17 protein-coding genes are annotated in these 21,471 nt (G+C 50.3%); 13 read left to right on the plus strand and 4 right to left on the minus strand.

Annotation, left to right across the window (positions count from 1 at the left end; all coding sequences use genetic code 11):
• The first annotated feature begins 289 nt into the window (after positions 1-289).
• The 5 genes from AC0YN3_RS29120 (at position 290) to AC0YN3_RS29140 (ending at position 5,647) form a co-directional block, all read left to right on the plus strand.
• Positions 290-997: a hypothetical protein gene (locus AC0YN3_RS29120; RefSeq protein ID WP_475778409.1), complete on the plus strand. Its 708-nt coding sequence runs from the start codon at positions 290-292 to the stop codon at positions 995-997.
• Positions 998-1,129: 132 nt separating this feature from the next.
• The gene (locus AC0YN3_RS29125; protein WP_475778410.1) at positions 1,130-1,738 is read left to right on the plus strand and encodes a TlpA family protein disulfide reductase; all 609 of its coding nucleotides are present in this window, start codon (positions 1,130-1,132) and stop codon (positions 1,736-1,738) included.
• Positions 1,739-2,477: 739 nt separating this feature from the next.
• Entirely contained in the window at positions 2,478-4,307 is a 1,830-nt protein-coding gene (locus tag AC0YN3_RS29130) for a sensor histidine kinase (protein ID WP_475778411.1), read from the plus strand.
• On the plus strand, positions 4,288-5,439 hold the full coding sequence (locus AC0YN3_RS29135; RefSeq protein WP_475778412.1) for a response regulator: 1,152 nt from the start codon (positions 4,288-4,290) through the stop codon (positions 5,437-5,439). The genes AC0YN3_RS29130 and AC0YN3_RS29135 overlap by 20 nt, the downstream gene beginning before the upstream one ends.
• Before the next feature lie 76 nt (positions 5,440-5,515).
• The gene (locus tag AC0YN3_RS29140; protein WP_475778413.1) at positions 5,516-5,647 is read left to right on the plus strand and encodes a hypothetical protein; all 132 of its coding nucleotides are present in this window, start codon (positions 5,516-5,518) and stop codon (positions 5,645-5,647) included.
• Positions 5,648-5,751: 104 nt separating this feature from the next.
• Here AC0YN3_RS29140 and AC0YN3_RS29145 read toward each other — a convergent pair whose 3' ends face one another.
• Genes AC0YN3_RS29145 through AC0YN3_RS29155 form a run of 3 tightly spaced genes read right to left on the minus strand, consistent with a single transcriptional unit; the run spans position 5,752 to position 8,743 of the window.
• Positions 5,752-7,062, minus strand: a complete 1,311-nt coding sequence (locus AC0YN3_RS29145) for an opine metallophore biosynthesis dehydrogenase (RefSeq protein ID WP_475778414.1) — start codon at positions 7,060-7,062, stop codon at positions 5,752-5,754.
• A complete protein-coding gene (locus AC0YN3_RS29150; RefSeq protein ID WP_475778415.1) occupies positions 7,059-7,817 on the minus strand; it encodes an SAM-dependent methyltransferase in 759 nt (252 codons plus the stop codon). The genes AC0YN3_RS29145 and AC0YN3_RS29150 overlap by 4 nt, the downstream gene beginning before the upstream one ends.
• 56 nt (positions 7,818-7,873) lie before the next feature.
• Positions 7,874-8,743, minus strand: a complete 870-nt coding sequence (locus AC0YN3_RS29155) for a histidine racemase CntK family protein (protein WP_475778416.1) — start codon at positions 8,741-8,743, stop codon at positions 7,874-7,876.
• Positions 8,744-8,974: 231 nt separating this feature from the next.
• On the opposite strand from AC0YN3_RS29155, the gene cntA reads away from it, so the two are divergent.
• Genes cntA through cntE form a run of 6 tightly spaced genes read left to right on the plus strand, consistent with a single transcriptional unit; the run spans position 8,975 to position 15,273 of the window.
• Positions 8,975-10,582 carry a staphylopine-dependent metal ABC transporter substrate-binding lipoprotein gene (gene cntA / locus AC0YN3_RS29160; protein WP_475778417.1) on the plus strand — a complete coding sequence of 536 codons (1,608 nt, stop codon included), beginning with the start codon at positions 8,975-8,977 and terminating at the stop codon, positions 10,580-10,582.
• A 48-nt stretch (positions 10,583-10,630) separates the two neighbouring features.
• A complete protein-coding gene (opp1B, locus tag AC0YN3_RS29165; RefSeq protein ID WP_475778418.1) occupies positions 10,631-11,563 on the plus strand; it encodes a nickel/cobalt ABC transporter permease in 933 nt (310 codons plus the stop codon).
• On the plus strand, positions 11,563-12,456 hold the full coding sequence (gene cntC, locus AC0YN3_RS29170) for a staphylopine uptake ABC transporter permease subunit CntC (RefSeq protein ID WP_475778419.1): 894 nt from the start codon (positions 11,563-11,565) through the stop codon (positions 12,454-12,456). The genes opp1B and cntC overlap by 1 nt, the downstream gene beginning before the upstream one ends.
• 5 nt (positions 12,457-12,461) lie before the next feature.
• Complete coding sequence (gene cntD / locus AC0YN3_RS29175) at positions 12,462-13,283, plus strand: staphylopine uptake ABC transporter ATP-binding protein CntD (RefSeq protein ID WP_475778456.1); 822 nt, start codon at positions 12,462-12,464, stop codon at positions 13,281-13,283.
• A complete protein-coding gene (locus AC0YN3_RS29180; RefSeq protein ID WP_475778420.1) occupies positions 13,270-14,007 on the plus strand; it encodes an ABC transporter ATP-binding protein in 738 nt (245 codons plus the stop codon). Before cntD ends, AC0YN3_RS29180 begins: the two co-directional genes overlap by 14 nt.
• 48 nt (positions 14,008-14,055) lie before the next feature.
• Positions 14,056-15,273, plus strand: coding sequence for a staphylopine family metallophore export MFS transporter CntE (gene cntE / locus AC0YN3_RS29185; protein WP_475778421.1), 1,218 nt, complete (start codon positions 14,056-14,058; stop codon positions 15,271-15,273).
• Between the two features lie 97 nt (positions 15,274-15,370).
• Here the strand turns inward: cntE and AC0YN3_RS29190 are convergent, their stop codons facing one another.
• Complete coding sequence (locus AC0YN3_RS29190; RefSeq protein ID WP_475778422.1) at positions 15,371-19,585, minus strand: glycoside hydrolase family 9 protein; 4,215 nt, start codon at positions 19,583-19,585, stop codon at positions 15,371-15,373.
• Positions 19,586-20,058: 473 nt separating this feature from the next.
• Between AC0YN3_RS29190 and AC0YN3_RS29195 the strand changes: the two genes are divergently transcribed.
• Both AC0YN3_RS29195 and AC0YN3_RS29200 read left to right on the plus strand, forming a co-directional pair.
• Positions 20,059-20,727: an HAD family hydrolase gene (locus AC0YN3_RS29195; RefSeq protein ID WP_475778423.1), complete on the plus strand. Its 669-nt coding sequence runs from the start codon at positions 20,059-20,061 to the stop codon at positions 20,725-20,727.
• A gap of 134 nt (positions 20,728-20,861) precedes the next feature.
• Positions 20,862-21,383 carry an SMI1/KNR4 family protein gene (locus AC0YN3_RS29200; protein ID WP_475778424.1) on the plus strand — a complete coding sequence of 174 codons (522 nt, stop codon included), beginning with the start codon at positions 20,862-20,864 and terminating at the stop codon, positions 21,381-21,383.
• The last annotated feature ends 88 nt before the right edge of the window (positions 21,384-21,471 follow it).

The following is a 21,471-nucleotide window of genomic DNA, read 5'->3' on the forward strand; positions in this document are numbered from 1 at the left end:
GGCTGAACAAAGCGAGCATCCTTCGGTCATTATCGTTTAATCCGATTAAATCTATAGGAAATAAGAATAAAATCATTGACAGACGCATTTCGTACTCATACAATAAGATTACAGATTCAACTGAATAGCGAGACAATGGCCTAGAGCCAGCTGATCTACTGGACCACCAGAGATACAATCGGAGTGCGAATGAGCACACGTTTTGTGTCTTTTTTTTATGTGAAATTTGCATGTCGGATCCATATAAAGAAATGGAAGATCATCAAACGTGAAGGGATGTTATGAATCAATGAAAAAGCTGACTGTATTTATTATAATCGCAGCCGTAGCCTTGTTATCCTTAACCTATGCCGTCGTGTCTGCCAATAAGAAGGGTGACTCAGGCAGCGGGAACGCTGTGGAGGCTCCAGCAGCGAAGACGGAAGAAAAACCGCGGTTAGAACCGGTCAAAACAGACGAAGTACAAACAACGGCAACGACAGTAGAGGTTGCGGCAGAAGTAAAAGCGGCTGAGCCGCCAGTCGTTAAAGAGGTAAAACCAGCAGCAGAGTCAGCAGACGTTGAAGAAGTAAATCAAGCAGTAGAGCCAGCGGTCGTTGATGAAGTAAAGCCGGCAACAACTGTCAAAGCATCTGAAGTGAAAACAGTAGAAAAATCCTCGGCAACGGAAAAGGCCGTATCGAGCAGCACGGCAAGCAAGAAGGAAGCGACGACAGAGCAGGCAGTAAGCGCGCCTGTGAACAAGGCGGCTGCTTCGTCTGACAAAGAGTCTGCTCCGATTGTTAAAACGACGCCAAAGCAGGAGACAAAGGCTGTCGAGAAGGAAAAAGAGCAGCCTGCGGCGCCAGCTCCAGCCGTGCAAGAAGAGACAAAAAAATCGATTACCGTTATCAAGAAGCAAGAAACCAAAGTGGTTATACCGGCAGTTGAGGCGACTTCATCCTCAACGTCGTCAGAATCCTCGTCGAATGAGGAATTCTGCGAAGAGGGCTGTTAATCTTCAGCTCGTTAACAAACTCAAGGATGGGGCAGTGCATGCGCTGCCCTATTTTTATTCTTTCGCTACAAACAATGGAGAATAGTTGCGCCCATAGGATAGGCGTTCCCTACCGCTAAAGGAGAAAATGACATGAAAAAGAACGTGATTATAGGGGGTATAGCCCTACTGCTATTCGTAATTGCAGCCTATGCAACCAATCAATACAGCTTTAGCGGCGCGGAAACGAGCGAGCTTCCGCAGCCTACCGCAGCCATAACGGCTGACGCAGTGAGCGAAAGTGCTGCGCCTGCCGAGAGCATTGCTCCGGTTGAAACCGTTTCGCTAGAGGATTCGATTGATTTTACATTGACTGATCTCGATGGAAACGAAGTGAATTTGAAGGACCTAAGAGGCAAGAGTGTTTACTTGAACTTCTGGGCTACATGGTGCAAGTGGTGCAAGAAAGAGCTTCCTGATATCAACAAGGTAAATGGTTTGTACAAAGATAAAGACCTGGTAGTGCTTGCCGTAAGCGTGGGCGAGAGTCAAAAACAGGTGAGCGGTTTTATGCAAGAGCATGGCTATGATCTGACAACCCTCGTAGACCCGGATAAAAAAGTGGCACAGGAGTATGGCGTCACCGCTCTTCCGGTATCAATCTTCATTGATAAGAATGGCAAAATCGCACATCGAAAGCTCGGTACCATGTACGAGGAAGAACTGAAGAAGGTCATTGACGGGCTGCTCATAAGCAGCTAGCTCGCTGCCGCAGGGATATGTATCCTTGCGGCTTTTTTATCGTTTAGGAAATGGTGCAAAGCCGGTAGCTGTGAGCAAGCATGTGTGCATGTGGAGCCAAATTAGCGTAGGGGAGAGCATTGAAGGGTAGCTGTAAGCACCTATATGTTCTAACAGCAGCCAAGTAACCTTATTGAGTGACTTGTTAGCACACATGTGTTCTTATGGTGCCAGATTGATGTAGGGGTGAGATTGAAGGGGAGCTGTAAGCACCTATATGTTCTAACAGCAGCCAAGTAACCTTATTGAGTGACTTGTTAGCACACATGTGTTCTTATGGTGCCAGATTGGTGTAGCAGTGAGCATTAAAGGGGGCTGTAAGCACCTATATGTTCTCACAACAGCCAAGTAACTTTATTGAGTGATCTGTAAGCACACATGTGTTCTTATGGTGCCAGATTGGTGTAGCAGTGAGCATTAAAGGGGGCTGTAAGCACCTATATGATCTGTAAAGTGTTACTAAGTGTTTCTAAGTATTACATCTGCAGAAACAGAATTTGGTCATTCATTGCATTTGCTCGCGTCATCCTCAAAACAGGCTTATGGCTCATAGATATGAAAGAGTAGGTTCCGCAGCTTTTTCCCAATAAGCCGATAATCCGCTGCAAATGCAGCGAATAGGTGATAAAGGCTTGTGTTTACAAGGATTTTCAGTTATTTTGTCGAATGTTAGACAGATCAGAAGTGGGGAGGAACCGTCGTGGATACAAAGCAATGGATGTCTATACTGTTATGCTTCGCGACGGCAATCATGCTGTTTGTGTCCTTTCTATCCTACCGGAAACGACATCTGCAGGTGGCCAGAACGATGATTTACATGATGATAACGGCCTCCTGCTATTCGCTCGGCTACGCGTTCGAGATTGTAAGTGAAAGCTTGAGCGGCGTAAAGCTGTCGCTTCAGATTGAATATTTGGGTATTCCCTTTGTTTCTGCATTTTGGCTTCTGCTCGTTATCCAGTTTACCGGGCTCGCTGCCCGTTATCGGAAGTGGCTAACGTTTCTCGTATTTCTCGTCCCCACCGTAACGTTTCTCCTGCATCTCACGAACGAGTGGCATCATCTGGTTTATTTAGAGTATATCCCGAGCACAAACCATTCGATACCTCTGTTTACGACAATAAAAGGTCCTTGGTATGCCGTACACGCCATCTATAATTACACGATATTGCTGCTTGGCATTTTGCTGTTTATTCCGATGTACATGCGGGCACTGCCTATCGTACGCAAGCAAATCGTCGCCCTTATTCTAGGAGCGGCTGCCCCGATGCTCTTAAATATTGTGTATATGTTCGGACAAATTATCGACTTTACGCCGTTTGGCTTCGCGGTATCGGGCGTTGTCTATGCTTGGGGTATTTTCCGCTTTAGACTGCTCCGCCTCACTCCGCTTGCCTACGCCAAAATGTTCGATACGATACGCGATGGCGTCATCCTGTTGGATTATGAGGATCAAATCGTGAACCACAACCATGCTGCCGAAGAGGTATTCCCCGAGCTGGGTTTAGCGAAGCTTCTGCCGGTGCTTAGCGCGGATGTGCTGTCGGCTTGCCCTGAACTGCTTACTCGCATCGTGTCAAGGGAATACCGGGATGACCGGTTTTCGCTCCAACGTTCACTGAACGGCCAGCAGCGGCATTATATATGCAGCTTGACTTATATTTACGATACCGGAGCAGGTCCAATCGGTAAAATGGTTATGTTTAACGATATCACGGAGCTGAAGGAAAATGAGGAAAGACTGCATGAGAAGTCGGAGCATCTATCCCGGCTAAACACCTTCAAAGACAAGTTGTTCACTGTAATGGCTCATGATATTCGCGATCCCATTGCGCTGATTGTCAGCCTCACGGAGCTTCTCGTTGAAGAACCGACAGATAGTGACATTGCAAGTGCTGAAGTATTTCAGGAAATAAGGCGGCAAGTGCGAGACACGTTCCTGTTAGTCGACAACCTGCTCGATTGGTATCGCAGCCAGAACGGAGAGGTGGCGTTTCGACCGGTAGCTTGGAATTTGCAGCAGGTGGTCAGGCAAGCTCTATCAATAGCCGGAGCAAGGGCAGCGATGAAGAATATCCGCATTGCAGAACAAATCGATGAGCGGCTAACGGTGAATGCGGATAAAGAAATGCTCGATCTTATATTCCGAAATTTATTGTCGAATGCGATCAAGTATACGGATATCGGCGGTCGGATCGAGCTGAGCGCCTCCTTGGAAGGCGATTGGGTTACGGTGTCGGTAAGCGACAATGGAAGCGGAATTGATGAAGAAACGGCAGAGATGCTGCGCCACGATGAGATGTACTTCAAGGAGCCGGGTTTTGCTAGCCGGGAAGACAGCGGCAATATGAGGTTCGGCCTTGTACTGACCCGTGAGTTTCTTCGTATGCACGGCGGCAGCCTAAGCTTTAATAGCTTGCCTGGGCAAGGATCAACCTTTATATTTACGCTGCCAGGATCAATGGGCCGCGAGGTGCTGAATGAAAACGAGAGGTCGGCGGTGATAGCGAATGAAAGTCATATTGGTTGATGATGAGCCGGTCATGCACTTAATTATGCGGAAAATGTTAGCTAAATACGCGGAGCTGCAAGTATCGGGCACTTTTGCGGATACGCATGCCGCGGCCGCTTTCCTAAGCGATAACCCCGATGTGGAGCTAGCGTTCGTAGACATCTCCATGCCAGGCGGCAGCGGGCTGGCATTTGCAGCCAAGCTGGAGGAAACGGGGTGCAAAGCACAAATCGTGTTCGTGACATCCCATAAGGATTATGCCGTGGAAGCATTCGATCTGTCCGTGCTCGATTATTTGGTGAAGCCCGTTACGCAGGAGCGATTGGAGCGGACGGTTCGCCGAGCGCTTGAGAGCAGGAAAAGTACGCAAACGATAGATTCCACGGATTCCGCCAATCAAGCAAGTAGCCGGGTTAGCATAGCGACGTTAGGCGATTTCTTCGTGAGAAACGAAAAGGGACGCGTAAAGTGGATATCCAGCAAGAGCGCCGAGCTATTCGCCTACTTGCTTCTTAGCCGCGGCAAATGGATTTCGCGCTCTCGCTTGATTATGGATATATTCGCGGGAATGGCAAGCGCCAATGCCGAAAAATATTTAAATACGACGGTTTATCAGCTTCGCAAGTCATTGGAGCCCATTGGTCTTCGGGAGGCCATTCGATCAGAAAATGACGGTTATGCGCTCGAGTTAAGCGATGCGGTTATTGATTACGTGGAATTTGAGCGGCTGTTCGACAAGCTCGGAAGCATACGGGCTGACAATGTAGAGGAAGCGCTGGCTGTCGAAAGACTGTATACAGGAGACCTATTTGGCAGCAAAGCCTATGTGTGGGCGATATACGAAACGGATCGTTTAGCTGAACGGTATGCGCGCTTCGTTAAGCAATTGGCCGAGGCGCTTCTCGCCTTAGCAAACACGGCAGCCGCGGCGAAGCTGCTTTTAAAGCTAAATGCCCGCAATCCGATGGACGAGCCCGTCGTTGCGCTGCTTATGAGGAAGCACGCGCAGGTCGGCGACAAGAAAGCGTTAACCGCTCAATATACGGATTACGTCAAGCTTCTAAAGCGGGAGCTTGGCATTCGTCCGTCAATGGACTTGCTTCTCCTGTATGATTCACTCATTAGCGGTTTATCCGAGAGCATTACATAAAGGCTAAAGCTTAAGAGCATGCTCGAATGAAAGCGCTAATGACAACAGCTACTTGCGATCAGACGAGCTGTTCAAAATGTCGCAATTGATAAGCTCGGTCTTTTATGAGCGTACCGAGGTAGAGGGCATTTTTATTTTTGCGCTGGACGGAAGCTTATTTAGCGATTTACAAGAAAAGGAAAAAAATTGGCTGGAAGCCTGCCGATAGCAGTTGGATGGAGACGGCGAGGGCAAAGTAAAAAAAGCATGGCCGTTCATCATGAGCGGCCATGCTTCTGTTATGCAAGTTTGATCCGATCCATGACAATCCGTTCACGCTTCAAAAGCGTGAGTAAGCTGCAACTCCGTACAAATTCGCCTAATATCCTCTTCGAAGCTTTGGGGCGTAAAGGCTTCCGATAGGGAATTGCCCGTCAGCGATCCCGCAGCGTTTAGCAGATACCGCTCGTAACGCGCGAGAAACGTGTCGATGGTAGGGCAAGACACGCGGCTCGAGCGGGAGATGCCTTGAATGATTTTGATTCGGTAATAATCTTCCTTCGGCATTCGGGGAATTTCCCAAGCTCCTTCGTGGTTGAGAAATACAGGCCGAATCGGAACGGCCGAGAAGTCAAAGTATCGACCATTCCGATCAGGCTCCGAGTACGGGTCGATTAACAGCGATGCGTAACGGACATACAAACAATATTGCTGGTGAGAAGGATGAAGCTCTGGAAATGCATCGATATCATGACGTGCCAGGCTTTCCGGCCTAACCGGATAATTGTCGTCGACCATGAACCGAAGAAGGTTAACAGCCTTCAAGTTTAGCTTCCCTACCAGTAAAGAGATTTCCTTCCACAGCTCCAGCATCTCCCGTATGAGGACCGGAGTAATCGGGCCTTCCGGAAACAGCTTGTAAACAAACCTTGGAACGGCTGGTCGGCCGAATATGGCATCTAGGGAGAACTCGTTCATAAATAAAGGCGGATGCACGTACAGGGAGATGTTGCGCGTCTCGGCTTCGAGCGCCGTATCCAGCGCTTTCAGCGTAATGCCCGCCTCGCCGTAGAGTTGACAAAACATCTCTACGGATTCGGAAGAGCCTCCTGCCGCTCCGGCGTACACCTTGCGCTTCTTAGCAGTTGTCAGCACATGACTCGGCTCTCTGCCCTCTATCCAGCGGGTGTCTCCCAAGTAGGTGGAGAAACTAATTACCTCGGCGTTGCAGCCTTGTTCCCTTAGATAATTCCGAATAAGCGCGTTGGAACCAAACGTCGGGGAGAGGAGTGCCACGCAGCACAGGTTTTGCACAAGCTCAGTCCGTAGCTGCGCCAACACAGGCATGTATGCATCTGCCGTCACTGACAGAATGAGCGTATCCCACTGTCCTTCAATGCTCCTATAGTCATGGAACACTGCGTCTACGAAGCACTCGCCTTTAAGCACTTCCAGCCTCGAATGGCTCACCTCGACGGAAACGGCGCCAGCGCTCTGACGAAGCGCATTAAAGAATGGCTCGGAGCGGACGGACCTTCGTCCGGCTATGCCGACACGGCTGCTTCGCAATCGTTTAAGCAGCACGGCGAGCTGCACGGCAGCAGGGCCCGTTCCAGCAATAAGGACTTTGCGAAGCAGGTTCATTCCGCAGCCTCCCTTACCCAGGCGGGTGACAACGTTTTGCGATACAAAGCGACATCGAACACATGTCCCGGCCGAACCGCCGTTTCGGAGAGCTGCCATTTGTGCTCATCAACTGATTTCATAGGGTAATTGAAGAGTGCTTTCAAGCCATCTCCATAACGCATAGCCACAATGACATCGGGGCAGGCCACATCATATAGCCAATCGAGGAGCGCATATTTGACTGGTACGGTGGAGCTGAAAATAATGTGGCTAACCGTGCCGATATCAGGCAACCGCTCCAGTGGAAGGTTCTCCAGCCAGATAGGAAGTTCCGGTCCTAACCGGTCGATTACCTGCTTGCCTAATTCCACAGCTTCGCTATCAATGTCTATTCCCGTCACCTTCGCACCCGTGCGCTTCGCTATGAGCAGCGGCGTCATCGGGAACGAGCCTGAGCCGATTAGCAGCACCTTGGAATTTGCTGTCACAGTAAAGCTGCCGAACTCCTTCTCGATTGAAGCTTCGATATGGTGAAAGTACTCATGCATGCCATCGCCATCACGCAGCAGCTTGAGCGCGCGATACTTCTCCATAATGGCGACGCAATGAGCGGAGGTATCTCGCAACTGCTTAATAAGCGGATGGAACTCCTCGATGTCGCCTGCTTTTAGCTCAGACCATAACCGTTGATTTTTCTCGTCGGTTATAAAGGCGGCGTAGTCGTCTATCGTGTGCTGCAGCTCCGAGCTATTAAGGATAGTACCATCATACAAGGCGGCTGCTTGTACGAATCGGTCACGGAATAGAAGGAGTGATGGATAGAATCGATTTATAATGATGATCGTCCTCCTTGTAAAGAATAGTGGATGCAATCGTCTATATAGGCCTTGCCTCGGGCAACGATGCTGACGGCGGATTTTATCGTGATGCCGACTATTTCTCCCACGCTCCAACCAACGTTTACATGAATGCTGCCTCCGGGCTGACGCACGGGCATGTCTACGGTGCAACGTCTACTTGATGCGAGATAACAGCCCAGCGAAGCCGTTCCCGAACCGCAACCTTGTTCCCAAATCAAGCTGCCTAGTGCAGGGACGTAAATAAGTGGAGTAAGCTCATGCGTCGATGGGCTGTACAGCATGACACCGACCAGTGCATCTCCCGAAGCGACACCAAGCAGCTTCGCCAGGCGTTCGGCCGATGCCCGTTCGATTCCGAATCTTTCACAGTCAATCACGAGATGGAAGAAGCCAGCGTAACGGACAATGCCTAGCTCCAGCATCATACCTTCGAAAGGGATGACGGCTTCCTTCACTTCTTTGGGGACCGGCATGCCAGCCTCGCACAAATATTTGTTTTCCAATTTCTCCACGCGGCAGAGCACAGGAAGCTCCGAACCGGAAGCCTCCAGCGATAGCTCCATCGTCTCGCCCGTCTTCATCGTTCGCTCAGATGCGAGGCAAGCGGCCAGCGCCAAGCAGGCATTGCCGCAGAATTCGCCTCCCGCCATCTGGAGCTTAGCATCAAAGCCAGAACGCGTAGGTTTTTCGACAAACCCGACCTGTTCGGCGCACAGGTGGCTGTTATCCATCATTTGCGAGGCGATTCGGGGATGCTGTTCTGCCGGGAACTCGCCCATGACGAGAATCGTCATGTTGTTCGCGGGATTGCATTTGACGAAATCCATTTCATGATTCATGCGGACAATCCTCCGTTAAGTCATACAGAATACGGACGGCATAGCATCCATATTTAATTGTAATAATTACGAATAAACCTGATTATAGCATAGTAAGATATTGGAAACCAGTCAACCTCTTTTTGGTGTAGAAGCTAACAAAAAAAATGAATTGACAATGATAATAGTTATTATTACAATCAAGTGGTTGTTATTCGTAACTATTACTATTTAAAAAGGAGCGTCAAAAAAATGATAAGAAGCAGAGCAGCCGTGCTGCTGGCATTCCTTCTAGCCATCGTGCTGCTGGCAGGATGCGGTGAAGGCAACAACAGTAAAAAGGCGGGGGAGGAGCAAGCGCCGGAGCTGGTGTATGCCACCGCGAAAGACGTTAACGACATGAATCCGCATCTGTATCCGGGATCGTTGGCAGCGCAAGGCATTGTATACGAATCCCTGGTAGAGAATACACCGGAAGGCATCAAGCCCCTACTGGCGGAATCATGGAGCATCTCGGAGGACGGCAAGGTATATACCTTCCAACTGCGGAAGAACGTGAAGTTTCATGATGGGGAGCCATTTAATGCCGAAGCGGTCAAGCTGAACATCGAAGCTGTGCAGCGCAACGCGGCCAAACATGCGTGGATTAAGCTTTCTTCCAAGCTTGATCACGTCGTCGCAATCGACGAGTACACCGTTCAATTTGAGCTGAAAGAGCCTTATTATCCAACGCTGCTTGAACTGTCGATGACGCGTCCATATGTGTTCCTCTCACCAAAGGACTTTCTAAACGGAGAGACAAAAGACGGCGTAACAGGTTATAACGGCACAGGTCCTTACAAGCTTGACGAGCAAGTGACGGAGCAATTCGCCAGGTTTACTGCAAATGAACAATATTGGAACGGAGTCCCCCAAGTAAAGACGATCACGGCAAAGGTACTGCCGGCGGGCGAGACGACGCTGTTGGCGTTGCAGAAGGGTGAAGTCAACTTCGTGTTCACTGACGATCGAGGCGCCGATAGCATTGACGTAGACGCCATGCAGCGGCTCGCTAATTCAGGTGATTACCAAATTGTTCGAAGTAAGTCAATGAATACGAAGATGATCGTGGCAAATAGCAGTAATGCCGCAAGCGCTGTGAGCGAGAAGGCAGTAAGGGAGGCGATCTGGCAATCAATCGACCGTGAGACCATCAGCCGCACGATATTCAATGAAACGGAAACCGCTGCGGAGACGCTGTTTTCTTTAAACGTGAATTACGCCGATGTTGGACTGCAGAAGCGGGAGTACAACCCTGAAGCGGCCGCCAAGCTGCTGGAGGAGGCAGGCTGGACAAAGGATGGAGACGCAGAGGTTCGGACAAAAGGCGGACGTCAGCTATCGATCAAGCTGTATTACGATGTCAACTCGGCATCGCAGAAAACGCAGGCGGAGCTGCTGCAGAGCGAGACAACCAAGATTGGGATGAAGCTGGAACTCGTTGGCGAGGAATCTCCTGCGATAGCCAACAGGCGTTCAACAGGCGATTATGAGCTGCTATTTAACCAGACTTGGGGACTGGCGTACGATCCGCAAAGCACAATTACCGCATTTGCAACCGAATCCGCGTATCGCTTCACGACAAGCGGCATTCCGCAGGCGGAGGAGCTATACCGTAAAATCGATGCCGTCATGGTCTCAACGGATGAAGAGGCGAGAAAAGAGCTTTATAAGGATATTCTTACAATTGTTCATGACGAAGCCGTTTTTATTCCGATTACGAACGGCAGCGTTACGGTAGTCGCTCCCTCTAATCTGCAAGGCATTTCTTTCAAACAAACGCAATATGAGCTTCCATTCGAGCAAATGCACTTTGAGTAACGCCGGACTACTTGTCCAGAGACAAAACGAGGTGTGGAGGATAGAGCTATGCTCGGTTACGCGTTGAAACGGATTGGCGTTGTCTTTCCGCTGCTTGTTGTCATTTCCTTCCTGACCTTCATATTGAACGCTCTGTCGCCAATGGACCCGGCCGAGGTCGTTCTGCATGCGCAAGGGGTGCCGGCCATAACGGATGAATTGATTGCGGCGACAAGGAATGAGCTTGGCATGGACCGTCCGCTGTTGGCACGGTACTGGGATTGGTTGCTCTCTTGCCTACAGCTTGATTTCGGAAGCTCCTATGTGAGCGGCAAGCCGGTTTGGTCGCTGCTTGGCCCTGCATTAATGAACACGCTGAATCTAACCTTGGTGTCCTCGCTGTTCATTATCGTTCTGTCAATTGCGCTTGGCATCGTATGTGCCCTGAGGGAAGGCAAGTGGCTGGATCTTACGGTAAGGAGCTTCTCCTTCCTGCTCACCTCGATGCCTTCCTATTGGCTGGCCGCGCTCATGGTATGGTACTTCTCGGTCAAGCTTGATTTGCTGCCGACAAGCGGCATGGATTCGCCTCTCAGTTACGTGCTCCCGGTTGCCGTCATCGTAATCGGTTACGCAGGTTTGTATTTCCGAATCATTCGAAGCTCCATGCTGAGCAATCTAAACGAAGACTATGTCTTGTATGGCCGAGCTTGCGGATTGTCGGAAAGAAGCTTGACCATACAGGTGCTGCGCAATTCGTTGCAAGTCGCCGTATCGGTGTTCGGTCTTGCCATACCCGTTATCTTGGGAAGCACGGTTGTCGTAGAAAATATATTCGCATGGCCGGGCCTAGGGACGCTTACCGTCAATTCCATTTTGAACCGGGATTTCCCTATGATACAAGCATACGTACTGGTGCTGGCGGTCGCGTTCGTTCTCTTCAATACGGCGTCCGATTTGTTAAACACGGTGGTAAATCCGAAGCTAAGGAAGGAACTCTAATGAAGCTGCTTCAACGATTAATAAAGGATAAACTGGCGGCGGCATCCCTATGCGTCGTCCTAGCAACGCTATTGATCGGCTTATGCGCCCCGTTAATTGCCCCACACCCTCCGAACGAAGTGAATATGGGGCTGCGGTTCTCGGGGGCTTCTTGGGGCTATTGGCTAGGCAACGACCATTTGGGACGATGCATCCTGTCACGCCTGATTTACGGCATCCGCCCAAGCGTGCTATGGGTGCTTGCAGCTCTTGGAGCAACCGTCTCGATCGGTGCCGTGCTCGGTTTTGCCGCAGGTTATTTACGTGGAAAGACGGATGCGGTATTGATGCGAATTTGCGATGTCATGCTTTCATTCCCGGGCTACGTCATGACACTGGCGATTGTCGGCATAATGGGAGCGGGGCTGACCCATATTTTAATCGCGTTCGTTATGATGAAGTGGGCTTGGTTTGCCCGCGTCTTTCGTACAGCGGTCATGCAATACGCGGATGCTGACTACGTAAAGTTTGCCAAAGTGCTGGGCATCAGTCACATTGGCATTATGAAGCGTCATATCGCACCGGTGGCGCTGCCGGAAATTGCGGTCATTTCCAGCAGCGCCTTCGGATCGATGATTCTTCAAATATCCGGCTTGTCCTTTCTCGGTCTCGGCATTCAGGCTCCACACGCAGAGTGGGGGATGATGATGAACGAGGCGAGAGCCGTCATGTTCACTCGTCCCGAGCTAATGCTGGCTCCGGGCCTGGCGATTATCATGTTGGTGTCGGCGGTTAACTTCCTGTCGGATGGTCTGCAGAAGGCACTTGACCCCAAGATGATGCTCTCGGAAAAGCGTACCAAGGCAGGCACAGGCGCTATTCCGCCGGCGCTGCGCGGGAAGGAGGTAGCTTGAACGGAATGCATGTACTCGAGGTCGAACATTTAACCATTTGGGAGGAGCGCTCCGGTCGCGTTTTGGTGCATGACAGCTCTTTCCGACTCGCACGGGGGGAATGCTTGGCCATCGTGGGAGAGAGCGGAAGCGGCAAGTCGTTGACATGCAAATCTCTTACGCGGCTAAATCGTGCGGGCGTTATGCAGTCGGGCTTCGTGGCTCTGAACGGAGAAGATTTGTCAAAGCTGTCTGACAAGGAGATGCGAAAGTTCAGAGGGCGGCGATTTTGCATGATCATGCAAAACGGTATGGGCGCGTTCGATCCTTCGCGACCTATCGGCGCCCATCTGTTAGAGACGCTGGGCGTCCATTTCAATTGGAGCCGCGTCGAAATGGAGACTAGGATCAGCGCGACGATGTTCAGCGTAGGCTTGAAGGAGCCAGCTGTGGTAATGCGCAGCTACCCCCATGAGCTGTCTGGCGGCATGTTGCAGCGGGTCATGATCTCGCTTGCCATTGTGTTGGAGCCGGATGTTATTATCGCCGACGAACCGACGACTGCACTCGATGCCGTTACTGCATTTGAGGTAGTGGAGCAATTCGTGCAGTTGCGTGAGCGGCTGGGAAGCGCGATGATTTTTGTGTCACATGATCTAGGCGCAGTCAGACGCATCGCGGACAATGTGCTCGTCATGAAAGACGGGGAAGTCGTCGAACAAGGTACGACCAAGCACATATTCGCTGGCGCGCACCATCCGTATACCCGTCAGCTGGTTTCCTCCAAGCAAGCATTGAGCCGCCATTTTGAACAATTGATGGGAGTTGCAGACGTTGCTGAAGGTTGAAAGCGTCAATAAATCATATCGACAGACGGACTGGTTCCGTAAAGCCCGTAACCAAGTGCTTCGCAATATCGGGTTCGAATGGAGGCAGGGCGAGACTTTAGGCATAATTGGCGAAAGCGGCAGCGGCAAATCGACGCTGGGCCGGTTGCTTCTCGGCATCGAGAGACCGGATAACGGCATCATCACATTCGGCGGTAAACCCATCTCGGACCGAAGTGTGCGACGGGGAGCTATCAGCGCAGTCTTTCAGGATTATACGTCGTCCATCCATCCGTTTTTTACGGTACGCCAGGCGATTCTTGAGCCTCTAAGGCTTGCGGGGATAGCGAGCAGATCGTTCGACATAGGCAAGCTGCTGCAGCAAGTGGGGCTAGACGAATCTTATCTTACGAAATATCCGCACGAGCTGTCCGGCGGCGAGGCGCAACGGGTATGCATCGCGAGGGCGGTATCCGCGGAGCCCCAATGCATCCTTCTGGATGAAGCGATAAGCTCGCTCGACGGTTCGGTTCAAATGCAAGTGCTGGAATTGCTGAAACAGCTGAGGACTTCATATGGCATGGGTTATATTTTTATTTCCCATGATATCCAAGCGGCGGCTTATCTATGTGACAGAATCATGATTATTTGCGGCGGGGAAATGGTGGAGCTCGTAGAGACCAAGGAGCTGAAGCATGTCCAATCTCCGTATGCAAAAGAACTGCTAAGCAAGGTCATATCTTAACGATGCACGAGAGCTGTACCCGAGGGAATTAGGAAAGGAGAAAAAGCAGTGAAAGGTGCGTTATCCTGGTCATTTCTTCGGCTGTATTTGCTTACGCTGCTCTATTTCAGCGCCAACTCGATTCTGAATGTCATCATTCCATTGAAGGGAGAAGCGCTGGGAGCAACAAATACGACCATCGGCATCATTATGGGAGCTTACTTGCTGACGACGATGGTCTTCCGGCCCTGGGCCGGCGGTCTGATCCAGCGTTACGGGCCAATCCGGGTGCTGCGCGTCCTGCTTGCCGTCAATGCTCTTGCGCTTCTGTTATACACGTTCACTGGTCTTGAGGGATACTTCTTGGCTCGCATGCTGCAAGGTGCGTGCACCGCCTTCTTCTCCATGGCACTGCAGCTTGGCATTATCGACGCGCTACCCGGCAAGGACCGCTCGCAAGGTATCTCCATGTATTCTCTATGCTCCTATTTGCCGGGAATATTCGGACCGCTGCTGGCTATTGGCATATGGGAAACGGGAGAGCTGAGCGTATTCGCCATAACAATGGCTATAATCGCGATATTGACTGGCGTTGTGGGCTTTACGGCACGCATGGGACAAAAGCCAGCGGCTGGAGACGCGAGCGAGCAGCGGAGCCTTGTAAGGTCAATGCTGAGCGCCATGAGCCAGTTTATAAGGAATCCACACCTATTCAGATGCGGCGTTTTGATGCTAAGCGCCTCGTTGGTGTTTGGTGCAATAACCACGTTTGTACCGCTGTATGCCCCGCAAATAGGTGGAGGCAGCGCGGCGGTTTACCTCATGATTCAGGCCGCGGTCGTGGTAGCTGCTAGATTTTTGCTCCGAAAATGGATACCGTCCGATGGCAAGTGGCGTTCCTCTTTTGTCGGAGGAATGATGTTGCTTCTTATCTCGGCTTCGCTTGCCGTCAGTTTCTCCGCGAGCGCGGGGGCTGCTTTGTTCTACGCAGGCGCGTTATTGCTCGGCATCGCGCAGGCCTTGCTCTATCCAACGTTGACGACATACTTGAGCTTTGTTCTACCTAAGGCGGAACGAGGCGTATTAATCGGATTGTTTATCGCGACAGCGGACCTTGGCGTATCCCTAGGAGGCATACTCATGGGACCGGTTGCTGACCTGACCTCTTATTCATTTATGTATCTAATATGCGCTCTGATTGGCGCAGCCGCCACGGTATTTATCGTCTGGGGGAGGAAAGGGTACTATGAGCTGGAAGAAGCGACGGGCGGGAAGAGCGTGCAGTGAAGCGTTTTTAAAACGTACATACCTTTATAGCAGAAATAGAGCTGTCTACAAAGTCTAAAGTGACCTTGTTGACAGCTCTATTTTTTGTGAAACTTTTCTATCTCGTTACAATTACATCATCAAAAACGGCTTTGGTGTGCGCATATACTCGTGCTCCAATTTTGCCGCTGCTGAAGGAGCTGTCGGTTACGCTGATCTCGGCTATGCCATCCTTGTAGGCGGTAATGGAGCTTCCATCGACAACTACCTTATAAGCATACAGAGTATCCGCGGCTATGCTTGGGTTAGCGAAGCCGAGCGAGGTTTTAACCCCTCCAACGATTTTGACGATCTCCATTTTGCGGCCTGATTTATCGTTGTTTTTGAGATAAAGCACGTAATAGTTGCTCTCGTCCGTGTAACGGAATACGAGGCCTGCATCCTTATTGCCGCTTGAGTTGTTGGTGACGCTTACTTTGGCCTCCAGCGTGTAATCCGTCCAATAGACGCTGCCGGTTACGGAGTGGCTGTTGCCGCCAGCTGCTTGGCCGTTATATTGCCCGGATTGTACGGTCCATGTTCCGCTGACGGGTGACCATCCATCGGCGTTCCCGTCGCTAAAATCATCGGAGAATAGCGCCTCGCTGACCTCAGGACCAGACTGCACGGCTGTACTGACTGCGTTAGAAGTCGTGTCCGTCGTGTGGAAGTAGTAGGAATGGACGCCGAGCGGCAGCCTCGCCGTGTACGTATAGGCTTTGCCATCCGAATACGTGGTGTCGCCCGTGTTCACGGGGATCATACTGCGAACGACGCCGTCAAGGATAAGCTCCATTGCGAAAGGCGCTTCATTATCTGCATCCGTATACGTCACGTTAAACGTAAAGTCGGTTGCCGCGTCTCCTGCAGCGAGGTTCACACTGCCTGCCGTTAGCGTAGGCGCGCTTCCGCTAGCTATATTCGTCGCAGAAATGTCATCGACCAGCAGCTCATTATAGCTGCCGGAGGTGGAACTGAGCCAGATGGCAAGCTTTGCATTTTTCTTGTTAACGGTGTTGGCGAGTCCGTCCAGATTAACCTGCAGGTTCGTCCACGAAGCAGGTACAGTAGCCCAGCCGCCTGTCAGGTTATGCGTGCGGGTACCGTCTGAAAGCTCTATTTTGACGCGTAGATCAGCAGATCCAGGATTTTTTAATCCAAAGTTCAAGTATCGGTAGCCGGACAAATCAACCTCGTCATGCCATGGCTGAAACTTGGCATAGGAGGTAGAGGAAGCAGGGGTTTGCGTAAACTTGCCAACCGTACGGCTGTCTGCTGTCGTTTTGGCAAACGTTGTCGTTCCGCCGTTCTGGCTGTACCAATTTACCCATTGGCTATTGCCGCCCGTAGATCCCCAAAGGCCTCCGCCGCCGAAATCATCATAAAGCAGCGGTGTCGATGGATCAGGCAGCGGTGCTGCAACGGTATAGTGGGTGGAGCTGAACGTATGGTTGCCGAGCGTGTCAGTGCCTCTAATATCAACGCGCTTGTTGCTATAAGGAGCTGAAGCACTCTCATTAATAATGGCAGAATAAACGGAACCGGAAACCGTCATTGCGCTGTATGCGCCGCCGGCCCTATACTCCATTGCGGTTAAGCCAGGTTCTGGATCCGCGAATACCGTTACGTTGCCGCGGACGTAATCGCCAATGATAGGCGATAGAATGGGAACCTCTACCGGATAGGTTCCTCCCGAAGTATTGGAGGTGTCGGTCGCGCTTAAACCCATAATCGTATAGAGCAGCCCGGACTGAATGCTAATGCTGAATTCGTTGTACCGCCATTGGTTCGTATCGTCCAAGAAAAGCGAACGATCTTCATACCAAGGGCTTACGCTTTTTTTGTCCTTCGTATTTTTCATATTCGGTCCGCTGACCATGGCGCCTGGGAATACGACGCCTGTACCTCCGGCCGTATTGGATTCCTCGTCGTACCTTGTATGCGGGAAGTCAACAAAGTCGGAGCCAAGGCCGGAAACCCAGCTAATATTCCAAGGATTTTCCCCGAAAATCCAGTACATGCCCTTTAATACGGCGCGCAGAGCGGCAGGATCTTCGAATAGCTCGTAATACCGAAGCAGGTCGCCCAGGTAAGAGGCATGCGGCTCATTGACGCCAAAGTTTTTGAACTGATTGAAAACGCCATAAGGCGTATCGTCTGTATTGGAGAGGAAGTAGTTTACCTGCTGCTTCAGCAAGCCGTGGATGTGGGTCTGCGTCGCGGAATCGGCAGCCGGGTAAAACTCAGCAAGCGACATCGGGCGCATATCCCAGTAGTTAGTCGCATATAGGTCGCCGAAGGTCAGCGTATTAATATTGGCAGTCGCGGCATCCTTATACTTAACGTCATCGGTCAACAGATAAAGCTCTACATCCGCCAGCAGCTTTGCGTTAGCAATACCGCCGTTCGTACTGTAGGAGCCATGCGGGTCATTGGGATGGGCTACGACATAATCGTAAAAAGTAACGGCAGCCTCTTCGCATGCTTCGGCAAAAGCAGTGAGTGCCGTGACTTTGGCAGGGGCTATGTCACCTTCTGCAATTGCAATACGAATGGCGCGCGCCGTAGCGGCAAGGGTTCCTGCGGCTTTGGCGGAGCCTCCAACGCCATAGCCGGAAATTTTGCGATCATCAGCCGTTCCGACAATGTTGTCCGTCGATTTATGCGGGTGGACGAACGAGGCATTATTTTTAAGATCATACATGGCCCCGCCAAGCTGGTCCGCATACTTGACTAAGTATTCGCTTCCAAAGATCGCCTCATCGACAAGGTCGGGGATACCGTTGGTGTCATTATCGTATTTAACGCTGCTTGAATCAGCATAGCGGACATAGGCGAGGGCAATCTGCGCGCCAACCCACTGGTTGCCGCCGTATTTGCCGTAGTCGCCGGCATCGTACCAGCTGCCGGTCAGATCATAATGCGTGCTGCCGTCGGCGGACGCCCCATCATCGAGATGCCCCGCCGGATGAAACATTTTGGTCGAAGGCGCTACGCTGCTATAGCCGGCCGGATAGGCATCCGAAGTGGCTACGCTCGCTCGCAGGAGACGATAGAAGGCTGTCATTTCGTCTTTGAATCCATCCCAAATGTTGGACTGGATCGGGAAGATAAAAGAAGAAACGCCGTTGCTTTTAAGCGTGTATGCGTTGCCGTTTGCTGTCACAGAGGAGAAATCGATGGAATAAACATGCTTGTTCCACACAACGCCTTCATATTCCATGCTGCCAGACGCTACGACGCTTCCGCCATCCTTAACCACGTAGGAGGTATCCGTCAGTTTCGCTGAGGATGCGACCTTGGCGTTTTTGAAATCGTTGGTGTTGTAGCCGACTTGGCTGACGACAACGTCAATGACCTGCTCAGAGAAGGCCACGACGGGTGAAGCTTGAACAGCGGTTTTGACCTCATTCGAGGTAAGGTCCGTTGTGCGGAAGTAATGGGCATGGCTGCCAACCGGCAGCTTAGTCATATAGACATAGCTTTTGCCATCCGAATAGGTCGTATCGCCACTGTCTGTTTCCCGCATGTCGTAGGCTTTATCATCCACTACAACCTGCATGGCATAAGGCTTTTGATTATCCGCATCCGTATAAGTCGCTTGAAAGGTGAACAGCGTGTTCTGATTGCTCGCTGTATCTGAGTTGGAGGTCATGCTTGTAGCGGTTAGCGTTGGGGCGGTGCCGCTGGAAGCGGTTGTAGCGGATATTTCGTCAATTAAAATTTCACCGTAAGCGCCGCCGGCTTGTCTAAGCCAAATTTCGAATTTAACCTTTTCTTTGTTAATGGCCGGAACGAGCGCATCGAGATCGAACTGGCTTGCGCTCCAATCGCTGGACACGGTTACCCAGTTGTTGGTAAGGGTATAGTTTCTCGAACCGTCGTTAATTACGATACGAATGAGGGAATCGGCATACCCGGGGTTTTTCATCGTAAAATTCAGGTAGCGGTAGCCGGTTAAATTCACGACTTCATTCCATGGTTGGAATTTGGCCCATGAGGCGTTCGTTGCCGGCGTTTGCGCAAACTTGCCAACGGAGCGCGTATCTACCGTCGTTTTCGTGAAGGTTCCGGTACCGCCCGCTTGATTAAACCAGTTCATCCAGTTCTGTTTAAACACGCCGCCACCGTTGAAATCATCATAGATGAGCGGATTGTTGGGACCGGGGAAAGGGGTTACAGCAGCGGAAGAGGGGGCAGGGGCTAGCAATAGCGTATTCAGGAATACAATAAGACCCAAGCAATAATAAAAAACTCTTCTTGCCCGATTAGCTCTCGGGGGCGCAGCCATCATTTTTCATTCCTCCATTTTTTTGAATCGTTAAGCATAACGCCGTACGCGTTGCCATTCCAGTGAGCGCCTCAAAGCGCATCCTCATCAATCCGCCTCCTTTAAATATGTAATCGCTTACATTATAAAGTATAGAAGAACAAGCTGCTGCCAACGATGATGTAATCTCTTCATGTTGTGATCAATTCTAGCTTATTGCTGCCATGTTCTATCTGATTGTACGAGAAGAGTGGGAGTAGAGCAGCGCTGAGAGGTTTAGGGTGGGTTCGTGACGAATAAATGGATTAAACCATTGATGCAAAAGCAATTTAGAAGAGAAAGCAGCGGCTAAGAATAGCCGGCATGCATCGCTATCGCGATTGCAACAGAGTTTTCATGGATGATGGATGAGGACCACGGATTACGGATTGGGCTAATCATCAGAAGCACTATATCATAATAGCTATGGATAGGTATGAATCAGGGGGATTACAGCTTTGAACAAAATAGATACCGTCATTTTTGACCTGGACCAGACATTATTTGATAAAGAACAATCACTTTCAAGCTTTGCGAACTACCAGTATGAACAGTTTGGTTTAAATCGATTTATTCCGGTTAAAAGAGAGTTTATGGAAAAGTTCGCCGAATTAAACAATGCCGTAATGCCGAAAGAGGAAGTTTACGCGAGGCTGATAGATATCTTCAATATAGAGAAGAGCCTATACGATGGCCTGCTTCATGATTTGAACACTAATTTTCATTTGCATAGCGCGGGCTTCCCGGGTCTGCATGAGATGCTTGATACATTGAAGCAGCAAGGGTATAAACTTGGCATAGTCACCAACGGCAGGGATTTTTATCAGCGCAATAAGATTTCCGCATTAGGGATATCCGATTATTTCGGCGTTATTGTTACATCCGGAGCAATTCATATTAAAAAACCGGACCACGCCATATTCAAAATCGCCTTAAATGATTTAGATTCCTCGTGCGAGCGTTCCGTATTTATAGGGGATAATCTCAGGGCTGATATTATTCCCGCTAAGGAGCTCGGGATGTTTGCCATTCTCAAAAGCAAGGATGAATCGCATACAGAGCCTGACGCGATTTGTGATAACTTGATGGATCTGCCGAACGTGATCAATCGTATATGCGGTTTGTAGGAGCAGACTGCTTTTAAAATAGGGATCGGAAGAATGACTTTGGTCACGCAGCGATAACGGCATACTCATGTTTCGTTCATCTTATATAGATAACTATTTGAAAAGAAACGTTTAAAGAAAGAGAGGCTAACGGCATGCTTAACCAAGCGGATAGGTTATGGGAGCGTATAGTGGATAGAAGTTCGGATACGGAAGCGAATGTTAAAGAATCATTGCATCTGCAACCAGGCGCAAGGGATGAGGATTTCCAGCTCATCGAGCGTACACTGGCAATTACCCTACCTGAATCATTTAAAAGCTTCTATAGTGTACATAACGGACAAAATGGCGGAGTGGGGGTTCGTTCTTTTGTTAGGAACCTGACTCTTTCCCCGATTTCGGAAATCATAGACAACTGGACTTTCCTCCAAGAGGAATTCGATCCCGATGATTTGGAGATGAGTATAGACAGTGAAATTAAGCCATTTCTATGGAATGCCAAGTGGATTCCCATTGCCGGGAACGGAGGCGGGGATTACCTCTGCATAGATACGGACCCAGCAGAAGCGGGAGTCGTGGGTCAAGTGCTATACTTCTGGCATGATTGGGGAAACCGTTCCGTAGAAGGTAAAAGTTTATTCGAATTCATCGAGGCTTGTTTGCAAGAAGGTCAATAATGATGGATGATTAACGAAACGCATATATTAACGACTATAATAGAACCTTTCAAGGCGGTTTTATGCAGAACTACCGGGTTACAGCCAA

The organism is Paenibacillus sp. J22R232, assembly GCF_056269165.1.